Raw genomic sequence first — 18,837 nt, 5'->3', positions numbered from 1 at the left:
TAACAATGAGGATCAGCACCATGCACGACGTCGTTATCGTCGCCGCCACGCGTACCGCCGTGGGCAGTTTTCAGGGCTCACTGGCCTCTGTCGCCGCAGTCGACCTCGGCGCAGCGGTCATTCGTCAACTGCTTGCCCGCACCGGCGTGGACGGCGCGCAGGTCGATGAGGTCATCATGGGTCAGGTGCTGACCGCAGGCGCTGGCCAGAACCCTGCGCGGCAGGCAGCCATCAAGGCCGGCCTGCCCTTCTCGGTGCCGGCCATGACCCTGAACAAAGTCTGCGGCTCTGGCCTCAAGGCCCTGCACCTGGCGACCCAGGCGATTCGTTGCGGCGACGCCGAGATCATCATCGCCGGTGGCCAGGAAAACATGAGCCTGTCCAACTACGTGCTGCCGGGCGCGCGCACCGGATTGCGCATGGGCCACGCCAGCATGGTCGATACGATGATCACTGACGGCCTGTGGGATGCATTCAATGATTACCACATGGGCATCACTGCCGAGAACCTCGCGCAGCAGTACGACATCAGCCGTGAAGCCCAGGATGAGTTTGCCGCCCTGTCTCAGCAGAAGGCGCTGGCTGCGATTGAAGCCGGACGCTTCGTCGATGAGATCACCCCGATCCTGATCCCGCAACGCAAGGGTGATCCGCTGTCCTTCGCAACAGACGAGCAGCCCCGCGCCGGCACCACTGCCGAGACGCTGGCCAAGCTCAAGCCCGCGTTCAAAAAGGACGGTACGGTCACCGCCGGCAATGCCTCTTCGCTGAACGACGGAGCGGCCGCCGTGATGCTGATGAGTGCCGCTAAAGCCGAGCAACTGGGCCTGCCGGTGCTGGCGCGCATTGCCGGGTATGCCAACGCCGGTGTCGACCCGGCCATCATGGGCATCGGGCCGGTCAGTGCCACGCGTCGCTGCCTGGACAAGGCTGGCTGGTCGCTGGCCGATCTGGACCTGATCGAAGCCAACGAAGCCTTTGCCGCACAGTCCCTGTCGGTCGGCAAGGAGCTGGGGCTGGATCCGCAAAAGCTCAACGTGAATGGTGGCGCTATCGCCCTTGGTCACCCGATTGGCGCATCGGGCTGCCGCGTGCTGGTGACACTGCTGCACGAAATGATCAGGCGCGATGTGAAGAAGGGCCTGGCCACGCTGTGCATCGGTGGTGGTCAGGGGGTTGCTCTGGCACTCGAACGCTAGAGCAGGAAGAAGGCGCGGGGCAGCCCGCGCCTTGCATATCAAGCGGCTGCGGGCGCCACTTCCATGTCAGCAGGCTCCGGACGCTTGATCAACGCGTAGATCACGCCGGTCAGCACACTACCGGCGATGATCGCCAGCAGATAAAGCAGCGCATGGTTGATGGCGTTGGGGATCAGCATCACGAACAGGCCGCCATGCGGTGCCATCAGCTTGCAGCCGAAGTACATCGACAGCGCACCGGTCAGCGCGCCACCCACGACACTGGCCGGAATCACTCGCAACGGGTCCTTGGCGGCAAAGGGAATGGCACCTTCCGAAATAAAGCACAGCCCCAGCACGAACGCCGCCTTACCGGCCTCACGCTCGCTCTGGGCGAACTTGCGGCGAGCCAGGATCGTAGCGATGCCCATACCGATGGGTGGCACCATACCCGCAGCCATGGCGGTGGCCATCGGCGCGTAGCTCTGGGACGCCAGCAAACCGACCGAGAAGGCGTAGGACGCCTTGTTGATCGGCCCACCGAGGTCGACGCACATCATTGCGCCCAGCACCACACCCAACAGGATCGCATTGGTGGTGCCCATGCTGTCGAGGAAGTGCGTCAACGCTTCGAGCATGCCAGCAACCGGCTTGCCGACCACGTAGATCATCACCAGACCGGTGAACAGGCTCGACAGCAACGGGATGATCAGAATCGGCTTGAGCGCCTCGACGCTGGCCGGCAGACGTGCGTAGCGGTTGATCGCCGCAGCACTGTAGCCGGCCAGGAAGCCTGCGACGATACCGCCGATGAACCCGGCACCCAGCGTACTCGCCAACAGACCACCGATCATGCCGGGTGCCAGCCCCGGACGGTCAGCAATCGAATAGGCGATGTAACCGGCCAGCAACGGCACCATCAGTTTGAACGCCGCTTCCCCACCGATCTGCATCAGTGCCGCAGCCAGCGTGCCCGGCTCCTTGAACGCAGTGATACCGAACACGAAGGAAAGAGCGATCAACAGCCCGCCCGCCACGACCATCGGCAGCATGAACGACACGCCGGTCAGCAGGTGTTTGTAGACGCCCGCCTTCTCTTGTCTGGCAGGTGACTTGGCGGCGGCCTCATCGGACTCCACCTGCCCTTCCGCCAGGGCTTTTTTCAGAGTCGCTTCGGACTGCTTGAGCGCGATCCCGGTGCCGCAACGGTAGATCTTCTTGCCGGCAAAGCGGTCGGTGTTGACTTCGATATCCGCCGCCAGCAGCACCACATCGGCATCGGCGATGGCCTTGGCGCTGAGCGGGTTACGCGCGCCTACCGAGCCCTGGGTTTCGACTTGCAGGTCGTAATTCAGACGCTTGGCAGCCTGCTGGATCGCTTCGGCCGCCATGAACGTGTGGGCTACACCGGTCGGACAGGCCGTGATTGCAACAATGCGCGGTTGCCCGCCGCTGCCACCGCTTGCCTGAGGCGCCGCTGCTTCGGACGCTGCATGCACCTGCGCTTCTCGCTCGGCGCGCTGCAGAAAGCTGTCGACATCCTGCAACGCATGCGCAGGTGAATCCTGAAACAGGCGCTTGCCGACAAAGCGGCTCAAGTCCACAGGACCGGTATTGACCACCAGGACAAGATCGGCAGCTTCGATGTCCTCGGCGGACAACTGCTGATCGGCCTTGTTGGGATCGATGATTTCGACGCTGGTTTCCCAGCCCTGGCGCAGAGCCGCCGCTTCGAGCAATCGTGCGCTGAGTACGCTGCTGACCTTGCCGTTCGGGCAGGCCGTAACTATGGCTAACTTCATGACGATCCTCTCTTATTGTTCTGAAAGGCTGCGTACAGTGACGCCGCCTTCAAGCCGTTTGAGTTGCGCGGCATCGGTGATACCGAAACCGATCTGGGTCACCGCCATGGCGGCGATCGCTGTGGCAGTGCGCAAGGTCTTGTGCGGCTCTTGGCCACTGATCAAGCCGTGCACCATGCCTGCCAGCAGCGAGTCACCCGCACCGACCGTACTGGCCACGGTGACCTTGGGTGGCAGCGAATGCAGCGCCACGCTCGGGCTGAACCAGTGCACGCCTTCGGAGCCTTGAGAGATCACCACATGCTCGATGCCCTGCGCCTGCAGACGCGCGGCCGCCTCGGCTTGCGCCGCGATGGAGATGATCGGAGCGTCGAGCGCATCAGCCAGCTCTTCGGTATTGGGTTTGATCAGCCAGGGCCCGGCCTTCAGACCCGCGCGCAAGGCCAGACCACTGCTGTCCAGCGCCACTTTCAGACCGAGGTCCTTGAGCATCAGCAGCAGTTTTTGCAGCCACTCCGGGGTGACGCCGCGCGGCAGACTGCCCGCCACGACCACCACGTCGAAACCCTGTGCGATCTGTTCGACGCGGGTAAACAGCGCCTGCTGCGCCTCTTCACTGACCTGCGGCCCCGGGCCGTTCAGGTCGGTGATACGGCCACTGCCTTCGGCCAGCTTGATATTGCTGCGCGTTTCGCCCGGCACCCGGACAAACTCGTCGACGAACTGACGACGCTCGAACAACGCTTCGAACGCTTGCTGATTGTCGACGCCGAGAAAGCCGGCAACGGTCAGGTCATGGCCCAGGTCAGCCAGCACCTGCGCCACATTCAGGCCTTTGCCCGCGGCGTGAGTGAGCATCGCCGTGCTGCGGTTGACCTGGCCCAGTTCCAACTGCCCCAGCTGCACAGTCAGGTCCAGCGCCGGGTTCATGGTCAGGGTAAGAATCTTCGCCATTACACAGCCTCCACAAGCGCGCGGACTTCGGCGGCGCTGCCCGCCGTCAGCGCATTTTGCGCCAGTTCCCGAGCGCTGCTCAGGGTCAGTTCACGTACGCAAGCCTTGACCTCGCCAATGCTGCGCGCCGAGACACTCAATTCATCCACGCCCAGGCCGACCAGAATCGGCACCGCCAGCGGGTCTGCAGCCAGTTCGCCGCACACGCCCACCCATTTGCCGTTGGCATGCGCTGCGCGTACGGTCATGTCGATCAGTTGCAGCACCGACGGGTGCAGGCCGTCAGCCTGGGCCGACAGTGTCGGGTGGCCGCGGTCGATGGCCATGGTGTATTGCGTCAGGTCATTGGTGCCGATGCTGAAGAAGTCCACTTCCTTCGCCAGCACCGGGGCGATCAGCGCAGCCGATGGCACTTCGATCATGATCCCCAGTTGCAGGTCGCTGACCGGAATTTCCTCGCGCAGACGCTGGGTCATGTCCCGCGCCTGACGCCACTCTTCGAGCGTGCCGATCATCGGGAACATGATGCGCAGCGGGCCGCTGTCTGCCGAACGCAACAGGGCGCGCAGCTGGCTTTCCATGACATCAGGACGCTGCAGGGTAAGACGGATACCGCGGACGCCGAGGAACGGGTTTTCCTCTTTGGCGATCGGCCAGTAAGGCAGCGGCTTGTCGCCACCGACGTCCAGGGTACGCACCACCAGCGGACGCCCGCCCAGATCAGTCAGCACGCGGCGGTATTCAGCTTCCTGCGTGGCTTCATCCGGCGCCTGGGAATGCGCCATGAACAGCAGCTCGGTGCGCAGCAGACCGACGCCTTCCGCGCCCTGCTCCACGGCAGCCGGTGTGCCGGTGCTGTCGCCGATATTGGCGAAGACTTCGACGGCATGACCATCGCGCGTCACAGCGGGCTCCATGCGCGCTGCGGCGGCCGCCTTGAGACGTTGCTCACGCGCGTCACGGTCCTGTACTGCGCGCTGCAGGGTCGCCTCGTCAGGCGCGACGGTCAGCCGTCCGCGCTGGCTGTCGAGCAGCAGTACGGTGCCCGGCTTGAGCAGCAGCACTTCATCACCGGCCCCGACCAGCGCGGGAATGCCCAGCGCACGCGCCACGATGGCACTGTGCGCGGTGGCACCGCCGCGTGCGGTAAGAATGCCGGCGACCTGCGCCGGGTCGAGACGGGCAACGTCGGACGGGCCGACTTCATCCATTACCAGAATGTAGGGTTCGTCCGGAGCTGCAACGGTTTCGACGCCACAGATCTGCGCCAGCACGCGGCGACCGACGTCACGCAGGTCTGCGGCGCGCTCGGCCAGCAGTGCGTCCTGCAGTTGTTCCTGCTGAACCGCAGCGGTCTCGATAACCGTGGCCCAGGCCGCGGCCGCGCTTTCGTCGTTGTTGAGGCGCGCTTCGACTTCGCTGGTCAGTTCCGGGTCTTCAAGCATCTCCTGGTGGGTGATGAAGATTTCCCGGATGGCCTTGGACTTGCTGCGCTGAATAAGATTTTCGATATCGCTGCGCACCTCGCCGATCGCCTTGTGCAGGCGCTCGCGCTCGGCAGCCACCGACTCGCCCCGTTGGGGATAATCGAAGCTTTGCAGCACTTGAACGTGGGCCGGCCCCATGGCAATCCCCGGTGAAGCAGACACAGCCTGCAACACGCTGCCTGCTGGCGGAGCGCTGAGCGGTTTGGCAGCAGCCGGGGCCGGCGCTGGCGCTGCCTCGGTCTGCGAGACGGCGGGCAAGGGTTCGACTTCCTCGCCCAGACCTTGCTCGACGGCGGCGATCAGGGCTGGCAGTGCGTCGTCGGCGATGGTCGGCTCGGCAATGAATTCCAGCGTCTGACCACGGCGGGCGCCGAGGCTGAGCAGCTTGCTCAGGCTCTTGGCCGACACGGCGGCCTCGCCGGTTTCCAGCACGCGCATGCGGATCTCGCCGTCAAACTCCTTGGCCAGCTGCGCCAGTATCTTCGCCGGGCGAGCGTGCAAGCCATGGGCGTTGGCCAGTTGAATCTGCCGGGTCGGCCACTCGGCTGGCAGTTCGCCGCCCAGCGCTTCGAGCACGGCGCGGCTGTTGGTGGCATGACCCAACTCGTGGCCGCGGCCTTCGATCAGCAACAGGCACAGACGCTCGAGCAGCGCCTGATGCGCCTCACCGAGGCTGGCCAGGCAGAACAGTCCGGTCAGCGGCTGGCCCAGATAACGCATGGGTTTGTCGGGGGTGACGAACGCCAGACCGGGACGCTTGACGGTTTGCTCGCTGTGCAGCCACCAAAGGCCATCACCCAGCGACAAGGCTTCCACTTGCTGGAGCACGGCGGCAAAACCGTTACTCACGCAGTCGGCCTTGCGCAACAGGCGTGCGCCGCGCCAGACCAGTTCTTCAAAATCGTCGGCCGATACGCCGAGGCTGATCATCTGTGCGTCGAGCGCCAGTTCCTGCGGAGCGCCCTGCAATAGCTTGAGCAGGTCTTCCGGGGTCTTCGCTTCGCGCAGTGCCTGGCCAAGATCCTCTTCACCCAATGCGCGCGTCAGCAGTTGCAGCAGGCGCAAGTGCTCGTCGGATTTGGCAGCGATACCAATCGCCAGGTAAACCATTTGTCCGTCGCCCCAGTCCACCCCTTCGGGGAACTGCATCAGACGCACACCGGTGGTAAACACCAGGTCGCGGGTTTCGGGTGTACCGTGTGGGATGGCGATGCCCTGACCGAGGAAGGTCGAGCCTTGCTGCTCACGGTTCATCAGCCCGGTGAGGTAGCCCTCGGCAACCAGACCATCAGCGACCAGGTGGTCGGCAATCAGCTTAAGTGCGGCAGTTTTATCCACAGCCGACTGGGCCATGGATATTTGCTCCAGAGTGAGTTCGAGCATTGCCTTGACTCCTGTGCAGCGCCAGGGCGCCACCTGATTCTTGTTTTAATGGCGATCGTGTGATCGACAGCTTAGGGGGATGAAGGTGATATCTGTCCGAGCATCGTATCGGACATCACTTTCATCTCGATTGCAGCAGACAACAGGCGTGCTGAATCGTTTAATCTAGAATTGCCCGGCACGTTACTCGATTCTGGGGATTCATTGAAGCCCGGACGGTGCGATCACTGTGGGACAATTCCTAAAATACGTGAAGTACTTGGGAATTTCCTACGGTCTGGTGTAAAGATCAGCGCCATGAAAAAAATAACTCGATTGTCCTGAGCCGCGTACCTAATAAAAGGAAATTCCGGGGTGAAACTGAGCGATATCGCACGTCTGGCAGGTGTTTCTGTCACTACGGCCAGTTACGTCATCAATGGCAAGGCCGAAAAACAGCGTATCAGCCCGGCAACGGTCGAGCGTGTCAAAGCCGTGGTCGAGCAGCACGACTTCCGGCCCAACCCGCAAGCTGCGGGCCTGCGCAGCCGTCATAGCAAGACACTGGGCTTTATCCTGCCCGACCTGGAAAACCCCAGCTATGCGCGTATCGCCAAATTGCTCGAGCAAGGCGCGCGTAGACTCGGTTATCAACTCCTTATCGCCAGTTCCGATGACGACCCCGCCAGCGAGCTGCAGCTTCTGCAGCTGTTCCGTGCACGCCGTTGTGATGCACTGCTGGTCGCCAGTTGCCTGCCGACCGGTGACGACAGCTACCGCGAATTGCAGCTCAAGGGCACGCCGATCATCGCCATCGACCGGGAAATGAATCCCGAGTTTTTCTGCTCGGTGGTCAGCGACGACCACGACGCCTGTCAGCAACTGACCCACAGCCTCCTGCAAACCCGACCGCGACACATCGCCCTGATCAGCGCACGTCCTGAACTGAGCATCAGTCGCGCGCGTGCCGCCGGCTTCGAACACGCACTCGACGGGTTTACCGGAGCCACCATCATTGAGCATGGCGAAGCGTTCAGCCGCCAGTGTGGTCAGCGTTTGATGACCGAAATGCTACAGCGCCAGGGACATCTTCCGGACGCGTTGATCACCACGTCCTACGTGCTGCTGCAAGGCGTGTTCGATGTACTGCAAAGTCAGGCACTGCAATCAACCCAATTGCATCTGGGCACTTTCGGCGATACTCAATTGCTGGATTTCCTGCCGCTGCCCGTCAACGCCATGGCCCAGCAACACCAATTGATCGCCGACAAAGCCCTGCAACTGGCGCTGGCGGCTATCGAGAAGGATGACTACCAGCCAGGCGTGCATGCGATTGCCAGGGCCTTCAAGCAACGTATTCACGAGGCGTGAATGTGACGCTGATCGATACCCACACCCACCTGGATTTTCCGGACTTCGATGCCGACCGCACTCAGGTGCTGGAAAACTGCCTGGCGCTCGGCGTGCAGCGCCTGGTGGTGCTCGGGGTGTATCAGCGTAACTGGCAGCGGCTCTGGGAGCTGACCGAGGCCAACCCTGCCCTGCACGCAGCGTTCGGCATGCATCCGGTGTACATCGATGAGCACCGCACTGCACACCTGACCGAGCTGGGCGACTGGCTGACGCGCCTGCAAGGCCATCCGCAGCTGTGTGCGGTAGGTGAGATCGGTCTGGATTATTACGTCGAGCAGCCGGACAAGGTGCGTCAGCAGGCGCTCTTTGACGCGCAATTGCAGCTGGCGAACGACTTCAACCTGCCCGCCTTGCTGCACGTGCGACGCAGCCATGCCGATGTGATCGCGACGCTCAAGCGCCACAAGCCACAGCGCAGCGGCATCATTCATGCGTTTGCCGGAAGCCGCGAAGAAGCGCGCGAATACATCAGGCTGGGGTTCAAACTGGGTCTGGGCGGAGCCGCGACCTGGCCGCAGGCTTTGCGCATGCATCGGGTCATCGCCGAACTGCCGCTGGACAGCGTGGTGCTGGAAACCGACTCACCGGACATGGCGCCCGCCATGCACCCCTATCAGCGCAACAGCCCGCAGCATTTGCCCGACATTTGCGAGGCCCTCGCGGGGCTGATGAAGATCAGCCCCGAGCGCCTGGCCCAGGCGAGCACGGACAATGCCTGCGAACTGTTCGACTGGCCTCGCCTGTCACACACCTGATGTCACATGCCTGAGCCTGCGCGGCCAGGATCGAATCAGAGCAGAAGGGTCCACAGGGCGAACCCCGCATACCAGACCACCGCAGCACGTACCAGCAGCTCCCAGAGCATGTCGAGGCCGGTAACGCCCTGCGCGCCCATCATCGGCGGCGGAACCTCGCTGGCGGCGCAGCCGACGCGCGTGATCAGTTGTGCAGCACTGATGTTCCAGTTCAGCAGCTCATGCAGCATCACCCGGGTGACCGCCACAAAATTGCCGACCAATGCGAAGCTGGCGGCGAGCAACCTGACCGGTACCCAGTCGAACGCATGACGCAACTGCCCTGCGCGTTCCACCAGTGCGGGTGTCTTGCCGTGCTCGGCAGCAAGTGCCAACAGCCTGTAGGCCAGCGCAGCCACCGGGCCGAGTACGAAGTACCAGAAAATCACGGCGAAGAAACTCTGAAACGCCTGCCAGAGCAGGTAGCCCTGCACACCCTGCAGCAATTGCTCGCTGTTGTCCGCCTGCACGCCCATGTCGCGCTCCGCCACATGCACCGCCGCCTGCGCATCGCCACGTCGGCAGGCATCGCGAAACGGCCCGAGCACCGCAATCAGGTCAACCCGGCCAAGGCTGTAGATCAACACCAGCAGGTGAATGGGCAGAACCAGCCAGCCATAGGCCACCGAGCCGATGATGGTCAGCGCCAGTTGCAGGATCAGCACGGGCACAAGCACCAGCAGCGCCAGCATTACCCACGGACGTGTCGAGGTCCGCGGGCTGGCCTCGAGTTTTGCCAGTTCTTTCAGCCACGGTCCGTCACGCTGAACGCGCTGACGCAGCGCAGAAAACTTTTCGATAAGAACGGCCAGCAGTAGCACCAGAAAACTCATTGTTCGTCCCTCACATCAATCCAGCAAAGCCGCTCGAAACCTGGCCCAGTCAAAACAGGGCCCAGGATCAGTCTTGCGTCCCGGCGCCACGTCACTGTGACCACAGATACGCTCGGGGGTGATCGCCTCGAACGCCTGACGCAACTGTCGCGTCAGGTCGATCAGCGCGTCGTATTGCGCATCAGTGAAAGGCTGGTCATCCGTCCCCTCCAGCTCAATGCCCACAGAGAAGTCATTGCACCCCTCCCGGCCCTGAAAACTGGAAACACCGGCGTGCCACGCACGATCAAGACAAGAGACGAACTGAATGACCTCGCCATCACGTTCGATCAGAAAATGCGCTGAAACGCGCAGATCGGCAATCCCCACAAAGTAGGGATGCTCGTCGATGTCGAGCTGGTTCTGAAAGAAAGCCTGCACCTTGCCGGTCTTGAACTGCGCTGGCGGCAGGCTGATGTTGTGGATAACCAGCAGCGAGATCTCGCCTTCGGGTCGCGCATTGAAGTTGGGCGAGGGGCAATGCTGCACGCCGTCGCACCAGCCGCTTGCGGAGTCCAGTTGCATGAATGCTCCTTGAACGGGGGAAAATAAGTAGCGCTGATTATGCCCGTGGCAGGAGCCGATGTGGGGGCTTGGGTACGGATCCGCAATGTAGGAAACACACTGTAGACAGCAAGGAACCTTGGCTCAGCGGCGTGGACTGCAGGCCGACGCGGGGCGTCGGCACCTTAGTCAAACAGGTGCCTGGCGACAGGCACAGCCGCCGATCAGGCGCCCTTGAGCTTGCGCAGATTGCTGATGACAGACTCCAGGGCCCGGTCGAAGAGCAGCGCGTCGTCGAGAATACGTACCGCGCCGCGACGAAATTCGACGGCAAGGCCGGTACGGGTCTTTTCCAGAACCTTCATGCCGGTACGATTGACGAACACATAACGCCCGGTCGGCTCGACAATCGCGGTCAATTTACAACGCAGCTTGTGCTCTTCATCTTCCTGAATCTCGACCCAGCAACCGACCCGCAGCTTGTCGACCATCTGCAGGCCTGCGTCATCGTCAGGTAACTGGACCACCGGCTCATTGAGCATCTGCTCTTCAGGGGTGATGAGGACGATTTCTTCAACCACCGCCATCATCGGCGGGCCTTCGACGGCCTGGCTGTCTGCCTGCGCCGTTCCGCCTTGCGCAGTGTCGCCCTCGCCTTCCTGCAAGCGCGAGAAGTGCTGGAACGCCTGGACGTGCAGCGATTCCAGCTGACTGAAAAAATCGCTGGTGGCAAACGGGTCGAACGCGGCACTGGTCAAACCGTCACGCAGCGACTTGAGCAGTCCCGGCACCAGATCCAGCAGGCGCTGCAGGGCGTGCGGGTCATCATGCAGCTCGACGCTCCAGATCAACTCGTCCATGGTCTCCAGCCCGGCCTGCCACTCGCTGGACTCCTCGCCATGCTTGAGGCAGGTCAGCAGCAGGACCTTGCTCCAGGCCTCCTGCAACAGCCGCACAACAACCTCAGGCAAGGTTTTGCCCAGCAGGCGCTGATTCAGTTCATGTTGTACCTGCTGTCGGGCCAGTTCGGCACGCGCGCGGCCTTCTTCGGCATCACGGGTGCGCTGCTCGAGCAACTCGCTGCGGCGACGTTCGTCACTGGTGAAGGCCAGAAAATCCGCCAGCAATTCAGAGAAGATTGCCGGGTCATCGACAAAGTCATTGAGCAGGCGCTGCACGATCTGCTCGACGCGCTGATACAGCGAGTCGCGCTGATAGTCGTCACGACCACCCCAGCCCAGCGCGGCAGTGGCAATTTCGTTGAGCAGGCGGCGGGCAGGATGACTGCCGCGGCTGAAGAAGCTTTTGTCGATGACCGCCACTTTGAGCATCGGAATCTGCAGGCGCCCGATCAGAGCGCGCAATGACGGCGTCAGGTTGCGGTCATCGAGAATGAACTCGAACAGCATGGCGATCAGGTTGATGACATCCTCATCACCGACCCCGACGATTCTGGATTTGCCGGTTTTGACGTTGACGCGCGTCAGCAGCTGTTCCAGCTGGTTGCGCAGGTCGAAATCGTCTGCAGTGTCCTGCGACGGTACATATTGCTGCAGGTGAGACAGCAGGCGCAGCAAGTCCCGGCTGGAAATCGGACGCACTTCAGCGTTGGGTTCATGGCGCGGCGCAAGATTGCCGCGAACGTGCAGCAGCAGTTCCTGCAAGGCCGAGAAAACCTCCTGCACACCCTTGTCGAGCTTGTCGGCGGCTTCGTTCAGGGCAGGGTCGGACATCTCGGCGGCGCGACTTCTCGGCGCTGCCCGGTCGGATGAGCGCCGGGCCGGCAACGCTTTCATGTCCGGCAATACACCGGTGGCAATCAGCAACTGATTGGCTTCGCTGTACAGATCGTCCGTATTGGCCAGGACGTACTTCTCGAACAGCTTGAGAATGATCAGCTTGACCTTGATCTCGACGCCAAGGCTGCGCCCGGCCTCCAGAAAGAATCTGCAGAGCATCGCCGGCCCCAGCGGGTTGGAGTCTTCGGCAATGGCTTGAGGAATGAGGACGTTCAGGCGGGCAGTGAGCTGGCCCAGGGCGAGGGCGTCACGGCTCATGACCTTGCTGACCATGGCATCCACGGCCACGGTCTTCTCGAGATCATCGTTGTGCACCAGCGACAGCTTATCGAAAGACACAGCGGCCGGAAGCACGGGTTCCTGAATCTGATACTGACCCAGGACCAGGAAGGACTCGTAGAACTTGTCGAGAAAGCCACGTTCTATGCTTTTGCGCTTGAGGCGCAGGTCACGCATGGCTTCAAAAAAGATGTTCTGCTCGGTGTTGCTGCGGGCGCGGTCAGCCATTTCGAACAGCGTGTCGTCGGCGTTATCGAACAACGCCTGCAATGCGTCCTTGAGCTGCTGGGCAGCCTTGTCGCGAACCTGCAACAACACAACAGGTAATCGGGCCAAAGGAGTACCCGCCCCCTGTAAAGGGAACGATTTGCTCAACGGCACTACTTTTTCGTCGTTCGGCATTACACCCCCTGACAGGAAACAACCTGAACCCCATCACAAACGTGGCTTGCTACCCTCGCACTGTGAAGCGACCCCCTTGGCCTTGCGCAACGTCAAACCCATGGCGTCAATTACAAGTCGGATTATCTTTCAAAACTTGTCATCAGCGCCAGTCAGACTTTTCTTTCACTTTCGCAAAGGAAGCGGCAAGACATTCATGTGCAGCGATAGACCGCGATATTCGCGTTCCATCGCAAACGAATTTGCCAAACCGACCAACTGCACGTTCCCGGAAGTAACACCCCGGCATTGGCGCAGGTGGGTAAGCGGGATGCGGTGCCTTATACTCGAACGACTTTGCTACTGGAGCCCGCTATGCCGAATTTACGAATTGCCGACCTGACCGCCGAGATCGAGGCCAATGTGCGTCGCGCATTGCTGGAGGATGTCGGCAGCGGCGATATCACTGCTCAATTGATTCCGGCAGAGCGACTGGCCAAGGCCACCATCATTTCCCGCGATGCAGCGGTGATCGCCGGTACTGCCTGGGTCGATGCGGTCTTTCGGCAACTGGACCCGCGCGTCGCCGTGCACTGGCAAGTGACCGATGGCGATCGAGTCAGCCCGAATCAGGCCCTGTTTCATCTTGAAGGCCCGGCCCGCTCGCTGTTGACCGGCGAACGCAGCGCGCTCAATTTCCTGCAGATGCTCTCGGGAGTGGCCACGCGGGCGCAGTACTTCGCGGACATGGTCGCAGGCACTCAGGTCAAATTACTGGATACCCGCAAGACCCTGCCCGGCCTGCGCATGGCGCAGAAATACGCAGTCACCTGCGGCAGCTGTCATAACCACCGCATCGGGCTGTACGACGCGTTTCTGATCAAGGAAAACCACATCGCAGCCTGTGGCGGCATCGCCCAGGCAGTGGAAGCGGCACACCGGATTGCACCCGGCAAGCCTGTGGAAGTCGAGGTGGAGAGCCTGGGTGAACTCAAGCAGGCGCTGGACGCAGGCGCCGACATCATCATGCTCGATGAATTGAGCCTTGATGACATGCGCGAGGCCGTGCGCCTCACCGCGGGCCGTGCCAGTCTGGAAGCCAGCGGCGGCATCAACGACGATACCCTGCGGGTGATTGCCGAAACGGGTGTCGATTACATTTCCATCGGTGCGATGACCAAGGACGTGAAAGCCGTGGACCTGTCCATGCGCCTGAGCCTCTGACCCATCGCGCACAGCCAACTGTCACTATTCGCTCGGGAGTAGACGCTTTGGAACAATGGTTTGTGATGAACGCGGGCAAGCAACTCGGCCCGATGGACGCGGATGCTGCACGGCTGATTGCCCGTGAGTCGCCCGGTGCGTGGTGCTGGAAGCAAGGCATGCCGGACTGGCAGCCGATCTATCAGGTGCCGCAGGTGCGCGCCATGAAGAAGGACGGTGTGACGCCTTTCCCTGAGCCGACGCCGGACATGATCCAGCCCAAGCCGTCGGGGCTGCCCGCGCAGGCAGCCCCGACACCCGCGCCGGCCTCTGTACCCGCCAGACGCCCTTCGTTTACGCCTGATCCGAACGCCTCGGGCGGCTATGGCCTGGCGCAGACCACCGATGGCGTGGACTTCAAACTGTACGGCACGGAAACCCAGTTCATCGAACTGGAACTTGACCCAGGCGAAAGCGCCGTCGCCGAAGCCGGGGCGATGATGTACAAGACCTGCGACGTGCAGATGGAAACCATCTTCGGCGACGGCAGCAATCAATCGTCCGGGCTGCTGGGTTCGCTGTTCGGTGCTGGCAAACGCATGCTGACCGGCGAGAGCCTGTTTACCACAGTGTTTTCGCAACAGGGTTCGGGCAAGGGCCGCGTGGCATTTGCAGCGCCCTACCCCGGCACGATACTGCCGCTCAACCTGCGCGATTTCGGCGGCAAGCTGATCTGTCAGAAAGACAGTTTCCTGGCCGGCGCCAAAGGCGTATCCATCGGTATCCAGTTTCAGAAGAAAATCCTCACCGGCCTGTTCGGGGGCGAAGGTTTCATCCTGCAAAAGCTGGAAGGCGACGGCTGGGTGTTCGTGCACATGGGCGGCACGGTGCGCAAGATCGAACTGGCGGCAGGCGAAGCGCTGGATGTCGACACCGGCTGCCTGGCAGCCATGACCCAGACGGTCGATTACGATATCCGCATGGTCGGTGGCGGCATCAAGTCGATGCTGTTCGGCGGTGAAGGGGTATTCTTCGCCAGACTGACCGGCCCCGGCACGGTATGGCTGCAAAGCCTGCCCTTCTCTCGACTGGCCGGGCGCATGCTGGCCGCAGGGCCGGCAGGCGTAGGCAGAAGCGAACGCTGACCTCAGCACTACGTCATTAGATTGGAGAAATCCCGACTATCGTGCGGCGCTCTGCGTCGAATGCCGTTCTGGACGCTCCGCGTCCTCTTGACGACGCAGAGCGTCGTGAACTGCATTCCCACGCTGGAGCGTGAGGAACGATCATCTCACTATCGTGCGGCGCTCTGCGTCGCATGCATTTCCGGACGCTCCGCGTCCTCTTGCGACGCAGAGCGTCGTGAACTGCATTCCCACGCTGGAGCGTGCGGAACGATCATCTCACTATCGTGCGGCGCTCCGCGTCGCATGCCGTTCTGGACGCTCCGCGTCCTCTTGACGACGCAGAGCGTCGTGAACTGCAGTCCACTGGAGCGTGAGGAACGATCATCGCAACTATCGTGCGGCGCTCTGCGGCGCATGCCGTTCCGGACGCTTCGCGTCCTCTTGGCGACGCAGAGCGTCGTGAACTGCATTCCCACGCTGGAGCGTGCGGAACGATCATCTCACTATCGTGCGGCGCTCTGCGGCGCATGCCGTTCCGGACGCTACGCGTCCTCTTGGCGACGCAGAGCGTCGGGAACTGTACTCCCACGCTGGAGCGTGCGGAACGATCATCTCACTATCGTGCGGCGCTCTGCGTCGCATGCCGTTCTGGACGCTCCGCGTCCTCTTGACGACGCAGAGCGTCGTGAACTGCATTCCCACGCTGGAGCGTGAGGAACGATCATCTCACTATCGTGCGGCGCTCTGCGTCGCATGCCGTTCCGGACGCTCCGCGTCCTCTGGCGACGCAGAGCGTCGGGAACTGAACTCCCACGCTGGAGCTTGAGGAACGAGACGCTCTAACACCCAATAAAAAACCCCCGCCATCGCTGGCGGGGGTTTTTGTTGGGCGCTGCTCGGGTTTAGCCGATTGCCACGCCGTGAGCTTCTGCCAACGGCTTCAGACCGCCGGCAAAGCCCTGGCCAATGGCTTTGAACTTGAACTCTTCGCCATTGCGATACAGCTCGCCGAAGATCATCGCGGTTTCGGTCGATGCATCTTCCGACAGGTCGTAGCGAGCGATTTCCTTGCCGTCAGCCTTGTTCACAACGCGGATGTAAGCGTTGGAAACCTGGCCAAAGCTTTGCTTGCGCTCTTCGGCGGAGTGGATGGTGACCGCGAAAACCAGCTTCTTCACTGCGGCTGCCAGGCCAGTGAGTTTGACCGTTACCGACTCGTCATCGCCTTCGCCAGCGCCTGAACGGTTATCGCCCAGGTGCTCGACCGAACCATCAGCCGACTTCTTGTTGTTGTAGAAAATGAAGCTGTTGTCGTCCAGCACTTTGCCATTTTCGCCAACGATGAAGATCGACGCATCCAGGTCGAACTCGGTGCCATCGGTAACACGCGGATCCCAGCCCAGGCCTACGGTGATTTCTGTCAGGCCCGGAGCCTCTTTGGACAGGGAAACGTTGCCGCCTTTACTCAGACTTACTGCCATGTTCTTGATCCTTTCCAGAAAAGTGGTTGGGCGTGAATCAGAAATTCATGCCGAAAGAGTTGGCTACGGCTTTCAGTCCACCGGCAAAACCGCTACCCACCGCGCGGAACTTCCACTCGCCGTTGTTGCGGTACAGTTCGGCGAAAATCATCGCGGTTTCAGTGGAAGCGTCTTCTGCCAGGTCGTAGCGAACGACTTCAGAACCTGACTGCTCATTCAATACGCGAATGAACGAGCCACCCACTTGACCGAAGTTCTGCTTGCGGCTGTCTGCATCGTGAATGGTCACGACGAAAACAACTTTCTCCACATCGGCAGGGACACGGGCCAGGTCGACCTTGAGGACTTCGTCATCGCCATCGCCAGCGCCGGTACGGTTGTCACCGGTGTGCTCGACAGAACCGTCGGCGCTCTTGAGCTGGTTGTAGAAAATGAAGTCAGCTTCACTGCGGACCTTGCCATTGGCGTCCAACAGGAATGCGCTGGCGTCCAGGTCGAAATCCTGTCCGTCAGTGGCTCGCGGATCCCAGCCCAGACCGATCAATACGTTGGTCAGGGTAGGGTCGGTTTTCGACAGCGAAAGGTTGCCACCTTTTTGCAGAGTCAAAGCCATGATTCGTTTATCTCCTTTATCCAGTGTTTACGCTTTTTCTTCCGCGGATTCGTCTTTGCCCGGGAAGAGCAGGCTTGCAACGATACCGATGATCAACACGACGACCACAACCAGCAGGCTGGTGTTGGCGCTGATCTCGTAACCGTGATGGAACAGGTGGTTGGTTGCGTTCAGGCCCAATTTGACGGCGATGAAGAACAGCAAGGCGATAACCGCTTTCTCCAGATGCACCAGGTAACGTTTGAGGGCTTCAAGTACGAAATACAAGGTACGCAGACCAAGAATCGCGAAGAGCATGGCCGAGAATACGATCAGCGGCTCGCGGCTTACGGCGATGATTGCAGGCACGGAGTCGAACGCGAACAGCACGTCGGAGATTTCCGCCACAACCAGACACAGGAACAGCGGGGTCGCGAACAAAGCGCCTTTGGCGGCCAGCGTGATACCGGCGTTTTCAGGCTTTTTGACTTCCTGCTCCAGAACCGAGCGGCTGACGAAGAAGTTGCTACCGTGCAGTTTTGGCCACACCGGGAACAGCTTCTTGGCGAAGCGATAAGCCATGTGTTGCGAGTAGTCGACTTCTTCGTCGTCGTCATCGCCTGCTCTGAGCATCATGATGGCTGTCCAGGCAACGATGACCGCAAACACCACTTCTACCCATGGACCCAGCGCCAGAAGGCCGGTACCGATGGCGACGAAGATGCCGCGGAAGACGATGGCGCCGATGATGCCCCAGTACAGAACGCGGTGGCGCAGGCCATCCGGAATCTTGAACCAGGAGAACAAGGCCATGAACACGAACAGGTTGTCGACGCTCAACACTTTTTCCAGCGCATAACCGGTGACGAACAGCGTGGCGACTTCAGAGCCGTGCTGGACATACAGGAAACCGGCAAACGCCAGCGAAATGGCGACCCAGAAAATCGACCACGCCGAGGCTTGCGCGAGGGTGATTGGCTTGTTTCCCCGGTGGGAAAACATGTCGATAGCCATGGCCGTAACGGCCAGACCGACGAAAACCGCCATCGTGAGTGGAGGGAAGCCTAGAGAGGTGCTTTCCATTTAACTGCGTTCCTTAGGGTAAAAAATTACAGGTCGAAATCGGACGGGTTGAGGCCAAGCTCTCGACAGATCGTGCGGCAGACTTCCCGCTCTTTCTCGTCGAAGCTGCCATCGGCGCCACCGATAGCACAGCAGACGCGCACCAGCAAACGGGCAGCATCTTCTTTCTTTTTGATCTTGCCGATGGTTTTCAAGGCCTCGGCGCGACCAATTTCAAAATCGAACTCGAACTTGGAGCAGGCTTCCTGGAAGCCCTGGATGACGTCCTTCATGTCGAAAACTTTCAGTTCCTGAGAGTTCTGAATGAAGCCGGCCATTTTCTGCTTTTCACTGGAGCTGATATCACCGTCTGCGGCCGATACCAGAGCACAGCCGGAAACCACAGCCTCCATGAATTCGCGATTCTTGAACTTCGAGACTTCCGAAGCCAGCTTGTCGCGAGCAGCTGTTGCGTTTGTTTTCAACCAGTCCAGCATGTCTATCTCCCATGAGGCGGCACAGCCAGCCCAGAAATACCACGGTATTG

General features: G+C 61.1%; 15 protein-coding genes. 5 read left to right on the top strand and 10 right to left on the bottom strand.

Annotated features, from left to right (window positions below; translation table 11 throughout):
- The first annotated feature begins 20 nt into the window (after positions 1-20).
- Positions 21-1,199, top strand: a complete 1,179-nt coding sequence (locus tag KBY02_RS21525) for an acetyl-CoA C-acetyltransferase (protein WP_116894025.1) — start codon at positions 21-23, stop codon at positions 1,197-1,199.
- A gap of 38 nt (positions 1,200-1,237) precedes the next feature.
- Here KBY02_RS21525 and KBY02_RS21520 read toward each other — a convergent pair whose 3' ends face one another.
- Genes KBY02_RS21520 through ptsP form a run of 3 tightly spaced genes read right to left on the bottom strand, consistent with a single transcriptional unit; the run spans position 1,238 to position 6,804 of the window.
- Positions 1,238-2,980, bottom strand: a complete 1,743-nt coding sequence (locus tag KBY02_RS21520) for a PTS fructose-like transporter subunit IIB (protein WP_116894024.1) — start codon at positions 2,978-2,980, stop codon at positions 1,238-1,240.
- 12 nt (positions 2,981-2,992) lie between these two features.
- Positions 2,993-3,934 (bottom strand): 1-phosphofructokinase, encoded by a 942-nt coding sequence (gene pfkB, locus KBY02_RS21515; protein ID WP_003406610.1) that lies wholly within the window; start codon positions 3,932-3,934, stop codon positions 2,993-2,995.
- The gene (gene ptsP, locus KBY02_RS21510; RefSeq protein ID WP_011266652.1) at positions 3,934-6,804 is read right to left on the bottom strand and encodes a phosphoenolpyruvate--protein phosphotransferase; all 2,871 of its coding nucleotides are present in this window, start codon (positions 6,802-6,804) and stop codon (positions 3,934-3,936) included. Before ptsP ends, pfkB begins: the two co-directional genes overlap by 1 nt.
- Before the next feature lie 354 nt (positions 6,805-7,158).
- Between ptsP and cra the strand changes: the two genes are divergently transcribed.
- Complete coding sequence (gene cra, locus KBY02_RS21505) at positions 7,159-8,154, top strand: catabolite repressor/activator (protein WP_003406606.1); 996 nt, start codon at positions 7,159-7,161, stop codon at positions 8,152-8,154.
- On the top strand, positions 8,151-8,951 hold the full coding sequence (locus KBY02_RS21500; RefSeq protein WP_032654556.1) for a TatD family hydrolase: 801 nt from the start codon (positions 8,151-8,153) through the stop codon (positions 8,949-8,951). Before cra ends, KBY02_RS21500 begins: the two co-directional genes overlap by 4 nt.
- Before the next feature lie 35 nt (positions 8,952-8,986).
- On the opposite strand, the gene ampE is transcribed toward KBY02_RS21500, so the two are convergent.
- The 3 genes from ampE to KBY02_RS21485 form a co-directional block, all read right to left on the bottom strand.
- On the bottom strand, positions 8,987-9,823 hold the full coding sequence (gene ampE / locus KBY02_RS21495; protein ID WP_003345100.1) for a regulatory signaling modulator protein AmpE: 837 nt from the start codon (positions 9,821-9,823) through the stop codon (positions 8,987-8,989).
- A 15-nt stretch (positions 9,824-9,838) separates the two neighbouring features.
- Entirely contained in the window at positions 9,839-10,387 is a 549-nt protein-coding gene (gene ampD, locus KBY02_RS21490) for a 1,6-anhydro-N-acetylmuramyl-L-alanine amidase AmpD (protein WP_011266650.1), read from the bottom strand.
- Between the two features lie 203 nt (positions 10,388-10,590).
- Positions 10,591-12,846, bottom strand: coding sequence for a DUF1631 domain-containing protein (locus KBY02_RS21485; RefSeq protein ID WP_060408949.1), 2,256 nt, complete (start codon positions 12,844-12,846; stop codon positions 10,591-10,593).
- Between the two features lie 354 nt (positions 12,847-13,200).
- Between KBY02_RS21485 and nadC the strand changes: the two genes are divergently transcribed.
- A complete protein-coding gene (gene nadC / locus KBY02_RS21480) occupies positions 13,201-14,049 on the top strand; it encodes a carboxylating nicotinate-nucleotide diphosphorylase (protein WP_104683684.1) in 849 nt (282 codons plus the stop codon).
- Between the two features lie 47 nt (positions 14,050-14,096).
- Positions 14,097-15,173 carry a TIGR00266 family protein gene (locus KBY02_RS21475; protein ID WP_024639794.1) on the top strand — a complete coding sequence of 359 codons (1,077 nt, stop codon included), beginning with the start codon at positions 14,097-14,099 and terminating at the stop codon, positions 15,171-15,173.
- Positions 15,174-16,057: 884 nt separating this feature from the next.
- Here KBY02_RS21475 and KBY02_RS21470 read toward each other — a convergent pair.
- The 4 genes from KBY02_RS21470 to KBY02_RS21455 are packed head-to-tail and all read right to left on the bottom strand — an operon-like array spanning position 16,058 to position 18,787.
- Positions 16,058-16,636, bottom strand: a complete 579-nt coding sequence (locus tag KBY02_RS21470; protein WP_003317757.1) for a TerD family protein — start codon at positions 16,634-16,636, stop codon at positions 16,058-16,060.
- Positions 16,637-16,673: 37 nt separating this feature from the next.
- Positions 16,674-17,249: a TerD family protein gene (locus KBY02_RS21465; RefSeq protein WP_032654565.1), complete on the bottom strand. Its 576-nt coding sequence runs from the start codon at positions 17,247-17,249 to the stop codon at positions 16,674-16,676.
- A 27-nt stretch (positions 17,250-17,276) separates the two neighbouring features.
- Entirely contained in the window at positions 17,277-18,311 is a 1,035-nt protein-coding gene (locus KBY02_RS21460) for a TerC/Alx family metal homeostasis membrane protein (protein WP_024643081.1), read from the bottom strand.
- 26 nt (positions 18,312-18,337) lie between these two features.
- Entirely contained in the window at positions 18,338-18,787 is a 450-nt protein-coding gene (locus KBY02_RS21455; RefSeq protein WP_003371299.1) for a tellurite resistance TerB family protein, read from the bottom strand.
- Positions 18,788-18,837: the final 50 nt, after the last annotated feature.

It is taken from the genome of Pseudomonas sp. P129 (assembly GCF_020312195.1).
Taxonomy (GTDB): domain Bacteria; phylum Pseudomonadota; class Gammaproteobacteria; order Pseudomonadales; family Pseudomonadaceae; genus Aquipseudomonas; species Aquipseudomonas fragariae.
The sequence above is the reverse complement of the archived record's forward strand: the minus strand, read 5'-3'. Positions and strand labels throughout refer to the sequence as shown.

Coding starts and splice junctions, on each gene's coding strand:
- KBY02_RS21525 (WP_116894025.1), top strand. CDS start 21: ATGCACGACGTCGTTATCGTCGCCGCCACGCGTACCGCCGTGGGCAGT.
- KBY02_RS21520 (WP_116894024.1), bottom strand. CDS start 2,980: ATGAAGTTAGCCATAGTTACGGCCTGCCCGAACGGCAAGGTCAGCAGC.
- pfkB (WP_003406610.1), bottom strand. CDS start 3,934: ATGGCGAAGATTCTTACCCTGACCATGAACCCGGCGCTGGACCTGACT.
- ptsP (WP_011266652.1), bottom strand. CDS start 6,804: ATGCTCGAACTCACTCTGGAGCAAATATCCATGGCCCAGTCGGCTGTG.
- ampE (WP_003345100.1), bottom strand. CDS start 9,823: ATGAGTTTTCTGGTGCTACTGCTGGCCGTTCTTATCGAAAAGTTTTCT.
- ampD (WP_011266650.1), bottom strand. CDS start 10,387: ATGCAACTGGACTCCGCAAGCGGCTGGTGCGACGGCGTGCAGCATTGC.
- KBY02_RS21485 (WP_060408949.1), bottom strand. CDS start 12,846: ATGCCGAACGACGAAAAAGTAGTGCCGTTGAGCAAATCGTTCCCTTTA.
- nadC (WP_104683684.1), top strand. CDS start 13,201: ATGCCGAATTTACGAATTGCCGACCTGACCGCCGAGATCGAGGCCAAT.
- KBY02_RS21470 (WP_003317757.1), bottom strand. CDS start 16,636: ATGGCAGTAAGTCTGAGTAAAGGCGGCAACGTTTCCCTGTCCAAAGAG.
- KBY02_RS21465 (WP_032654565.1), bottom strand. CDS start 17,249: ATGGCTTTGACTCTGCAAAAAGGTGGCAACCTTTCGCTGTCGAAAACC.
- KBY02_RS21460 (WP_024643081.1), bottom strand. CDS start 18,311: ATGGAAAGCACCTCTCTAGGCTTCCCTCCACTCACGATGGCGGTTTTC.
- KBY02_RS21455 (WP_003371299.1), bottom strand. CDS start 18,787: ATGCTGGACTGGTTGAAAACAAACGCAACAGCTGCTCGCGACAAGCTG.